A 4,602-nucleotide genomic window follows, 5' to 3' on the forward strand; every position below is an offset into this window, starting at 1 on the left:
CTTTCTCAAGCCGGCTCCACGCCCTCCCTGACCTCCGCCGTTCCCCGCGCCAACCCCGTCCACAAGGTGCCAAACCCAACAAAATCGCAAAAGTCAAAATGAGAATTGCTGGCCTATGATCCGATCTGCCATCCCCGCTAGGGGGTCCATATCCTCCGAGAAAACACGTGAAGAGCCTGAAACAATTGATCCCGGGCGCCGATAAAAACGAATCCCGCAAGCTGGATCCCATGTTGGCGTACTTCCTCGGTGCGCTCGACGTGCGGCTTCGACGATTGTCTCCGACAATTGTGTCTGGCAGCGATCCGGTGAGGCAAGGCGCTCTTGAGGAGATCAAGAGAGCGTCAGCTGGTTTTGCAACTACCTACGGGGATTCCGCCAACGAAGATGCGGCGTGGAATGAAGCCAATCGATTGGAAAGACTGTTCGCACTTGTCGAGCCATCGGAAAACCTATGGGCTGAGCTAAAGCGTTGTCTTGCCGAAGCGGCGGATGAAAACGTTGGATCGACCGCGCGCCTAGTTGCCTCAACAAACGCGATGGCGCCCCTCGTTATAGACCCCAAAACACCAGGAAGCCTGCTGCCGGGCGGAGACATGGTCGTCAGGTCTCTGTTGCTTGAAACCTTGGAAGAGACTCACTGGACGGTCCAGAGAAAATTCTATTCTCGACCAATCAGGAAAAGCGCCACGAGGAGGATCGTTTGCTTCGGGATGGCGGCATTTCTGCTCTTCATGCTGCCCTATCTCACGCTGTATTTTTACGTATGGCATGGAACAAAGGATCCTATCGCCTCCTGGGCTTGGCTTCCAATCTATACGGCCGCGACCGCCGGCCTCTTCGGAGCTTTGTTTAGCCGTTTGCTCTATCTGCAATCGAAATGGGACGCGCTGACAGTTGGCGGCCTCAAAGATGCACGCGAATTCACCTCCATCATATTACGAGGATGCGTCGGGATGATTGGGGCTGTCATTGTATTTTTTTTCCTTAAATCAGGCATTATGTCGGGCAGTTTGTTCCCAACGTTCTCGGACATTGGCATAGAGCGCTTTCAATCTTCTGAAAAAACGGGGAGCCTCCTTGCCGTGCTGAACCTTTACTACCCTACTAAAGATTTGGCGCTTCTCGTTGTTTGGAGCTTCCTTGCGGGCTTCTCCGAACGGCTCGTCCCAAGCATTCTTCGCGACACCGAAACTACACTTGGAAAAGCTTCGACAAAAGAATAGTTGCGATGCTTGGGAAATGTCTGTTGCACTGCGCGGCCAGCTTCCGTTCCAACCGGAGAGGCGGCAAAGCGGACTTTGACAGGCGAGGTCTCACTCGACATTCCCAATCCCCGAATCATGGCCACTGGAGATGAGCCATGGCCAACTCTGTTCTTTCCGCAGATTGCTTCCGCGGAGACCAAAGTCAACGAAGGCCGTTCGATTGTGTGATCAACTAAGCTTGCAGGACGTCGCCAAAGCGAACCCAGGCCTTCCCTTCCCACTTCTCCAATTGGACTTGCGTTAGCGGACGGTAGTTGGTTGGGCTGGTATTCACCAGAACTCCGGGCAGCAATGTCGGCAAGATGACGTTCTTCAGGTTCGTGGCCTGCGACATGATGTTTTCACGGGTCCATGAGTCACCGCATTGCTCGAGAACTTTCACCAGTGCCGAAGCGACCGTGTAGGCATAGAGATTGTAGAAATCGTCCTTGTTCCCCTCGGGAAAGTATTGCCGCATGAAGGTTAGAAAGTCCGCGATCCCGGCATCGTCTTTCCACGCAGGGTCGGCAACATCCTTGAGGTAGGCCGATGAGATCACTCCAACGGCATTCTCGGGGCCTGCGGGGCCGATTGTTCCCGCGTAGGACGATGAGCCGCCGGTGATGTAATGGCGGGTTTTCCAGCCGGACTCGGCGACCTTCCGGATTGCCTGTGCGGTGAACTTTGCGGTCGTGCCAGAAATCAGGGCGTCCGGTGCGGTCGCGCGAATCTGGAGAATTTGCGAGTCGATCGTCGGATCGGAGGTTTCGTGGGACATCGTCGTCAATTGACTGCTTTCGCGCTCGCCCAGCGCATCCTTTGCGCCAAGCACGAAGTCCTTGCCGAAGTCGTCGTTCTGATAGAGTACGGCGAACTTCGCGTCAGGCTTCTCAGCAAGCATGTGCTTGACGAAGATTGCCGCTTCAGTGCGGGCGCTGGGTGCGAAACCCATGCTCCATGGATGGGTCTTGTAGTCGCTCCACTTGTCGCCGTTCACCGACAAGAACAGTTGCGGGATCTTTTTTGCATTGACGTATTTGACGATCGCCGAGTTCGTGGCGGTGCCCAGGCTGCTGAAGAGAATGGCGACTTCATCGCTTTCGACGAGCCTGCGGGTCTGTTCGACGGTCTTGGCTGGATTAAAGGCGTCGTCATAATAGATGAAGTTGATCTTGCGGCCGGCGATGCCGCCACGATCGTTGATCATCTTGAAATAGGCGGCCTGGCAGCGTGCCTGAACACCGTAGGCCGAGACAGGACCGCTCTGGGGCGATGTGCTGCCAATGCGAATCTCGGTTGACGTGATGCCAGGGGTGTCCGCAGCCTGAGCCTTTATGGTGCTTAGAGTGATGGCAGTCGCGGTCGTGCCGACAATAAATCGGCGGCGGTCCATGCTCGTCATTGGAACGGTCTCCCTTTCATGGTGTTTATGGGGTCCTGCTGCGGGGCAGGCGTCATCAGAACCTTGATGAGTGATTTTTGGCTGCGGAGCTGATCGAACACCTCCGGAAGTGCGTCGAGGGACACAACCATCGACACCATGGCGGCAGCCTTCCGGGCATTTTGCGACAGGTATCGACTGACATACGCGAAGTTGTGCGGTGTGTATCCGAGCGCAAATTTGAGCGTCGCTTCCTTGCGAATGGCCGCGCGTGGCATCCAGCGATCTTCCGTCATGCAGACACCGACGATGACGGCGCGCGCCCGAACGGCCATGACGTCGATGGTCTGCTGAAGAAAGCCGGGGGCGCCGACACATTCGAACACGACGTCGGGTGGTCCGATGCCGATGCGGGCCAGCGCCGAGGGCAGATCCTCGACCGTCGGGTCGATTGCGGCCGCGGCGCCGAGCTTCAGCGCGCAAGCACGGCGGTCGGCATCCGGTTCACTGACGACCACCGTTGCGGCGCCGGCATCGATCGACATCAGGAGGACGCCGAGTCCGATCGGGCCGCCGCCGATGACGAGGACGTGGTCATCCTTCACCCGGCCGCAGACATCGACGGCGTGACTCGCGACGGCGAGGGGCTCGATCAGGGCCCCGTCGCGCAGGCTGACGTTGTCGGGCAGGCGGATCGCCTGGGAAGCACGGATGCGAACAAATTCGGCATATGCGCCTGGCACTTCCGGTTTGAATCCCATGAAGCAGCTATTGGCGCAGGCAGGGTCGCGCCCGCTATGACACTTGCCGCCGCTTGCGCAGACATCGCAGACCCAGAGCGGGTTGGCGACGACACGTTCGCCGATCTGCCAATCCGGCGAGGTTGACTGGACAATCTCGCCGGTGAATTCGTGCCCCATGACGGTACCCGGAGGCAGAGCCCCGGGCGTCTCGGCAGCATGCAGGTCAGAACCGCAAATGCCGGTGAATGCCACCTTCAACAACAGCTCATTGTCACCAAGCACCGGCTGCTCGACGTCGTGAATGAGAAGGCGTTGGCCCGTTTTCTCGAATACCGCCGCCTTCATCAAGGGTTCCATTCTCTGACTGATCGATTGCACGCGGCTCAAGCCGGCGTGCGGATCGGGATATTTTCATAGTATGGGATCATGATCTCGCGTTTTTCGTCGCTGATCGTGCCGAGTGCGGCATTGGTAACCGGATGCACCACGTCCGGATCGATCATAATTTCAATGCAGGCGGGCTTTCCTGATGCATAGGCGCGAGCGATCGCGGGTTCGATCTCCGCAAAATCCGTCACACGTTCGCCATGGCACCCGAACGCGGCTGCAATGCTGGCATAATTCGTGCCGCTTAGTTTGCTGATGGCGCTGTAGTTCGCGCCGTACATGATTTGCTGACCATGGATCGACATGCCCCAGATCTGGTTGTTGAGCACGACGGTACAGATCGGCAGCCGGTGGCGCACCATCGTGTCGAATTCCTGGATGTGGAATCCCATCGCGCCATCGCCGGTGATCTGCATGACGCGCTTGTCCGGATCGACGATCTGCGCCCCGATGGACATGCCGGGGCCCGTGCCCAGAGCTCCGAGATAGCCGAGGCCTTGGACGTGACCGGCCTTGTCGGCGCGCAGGTGGAAGGCGGCCCAGCTTGCGGCTTCGCCACCATCGAGAACGATCGCTGCATCAGGTCCTGCGGCGCGGAGCGCAGTGGCATTCGTGAAGCCTGGTCCGGCCGTGATGACGCAAACACCGAGCTTCCCGGTCGCGCGCGCATAGCCGTCAGCGGCGTGGCCAGCGGATGACTCATGGCGGAAATCGACGAGGCGTATCTCATTGCTCAGGCAGCCTCGATAAAAGGATTCCAGATGTCCGCCATGAAGTGCGAAGACAGTGTCGACGCCGGCATCGCGCAGAGTGCGAGCCAGGAGTTCTCCGCCCTCGATCCAGC

Annotated in this window: 4 protein-coding genes; 1 reads left to right on the top strand and 3 read right to left on the bottom strand. The window is 58.3% G+C overall.

Features of this window, described 5'->3' with window-relative positions; translation table 11 throughout:
* Positions 1-167 precede the first annotated feature (167 nt).
* Positions 168-1,226 (top strand): hypothetical protein, encoded by a 1,059-nt coding sequence (locus ABSG20_RS30380; RefSeq protein ID WP_423868153.1) that lies wholly within the window; start codon positions 168-170, stop codon positions 1,224-1,226.
* Between the two features lie 214 nt (positions 1,227-1,440).
* On the opposite strand, the gene ABSG20_RS30385 is transcribed toward ABSG20_RS30380, so the two are convergent.
* The 3 genes from ABSG20_RS30385 to ABSG20_RS30395 are packed head-to-tail and all read right to left on the bottom strand — an operon-like array spanning position 1,441 to position 4,597.
* The gene (locus ABSG20_RS30385) at positions 1,441-2,649 is read right to left on the bottom strand and encodes an ABC transporter substrate-binding protein (RefSeq protein WP_423868154.1); all 1,209 of its coding nucleotides are present in this window, start codon (positions 2,647-2,649) and stop codon (positions 1,441-1,443) included.
* Positions 2,646-3,716, bottom strand: a complete 1,071-nt coding sequence (locus ABSG20_RS30390) for an alcohol dehydrogenase catalytic domain-containing protein (protein ID WP_423868155.1) — start codon at positions 3,714-3,716, stop codon at positions 2,646-2,648. The genes ABSG20_RS30385 and ABSG20_RS30390 overlap by 4 nt, the downstream gene beginning before the upstream one ends.
* A gap of 38 nt (positions 3,717-3,754) precedes the next feature.
* Positions 3,755-4,597, bottom strand: coding sequence for a thiamine pyrophosphate-dependent enzyme (locus tag ABSG20_RS30395; protein WP_423868156.1), 843 nt, complete (start codon positions 4,595-4,597; stop codon positions 3,755-3,757).
* Between the last annotated feature and the right edge of the window lie 5 nt (positions 4,598-4,602).

The organism is Bradyrhizobium sp., assembly GCF_049512235.1.
GTDB lineage: Bacteria > Pseudomonadota > Alphaproteobacteria > Rhizobiales > Xanthobacteraceae > Bradyrhizobium.

Bases quoted from the DNA above. Each gene is read 5' to 3' on its own strand.
- ABSG20_RS30385 (WP_423868154.1), bottom strand. From the start codon at position 2,649: ATGACGAGCATGGACCGCCGCCGATTTATTGTCGGCACGACCGCGACT.
- ABSG20_RS30390 (WP_423868155.1), bottom strand. From the start codon at position 3,716: ATGAAGGCGGCGGTATTCGAGAAAACGGGCCAACGCCTTCTCATTCAC.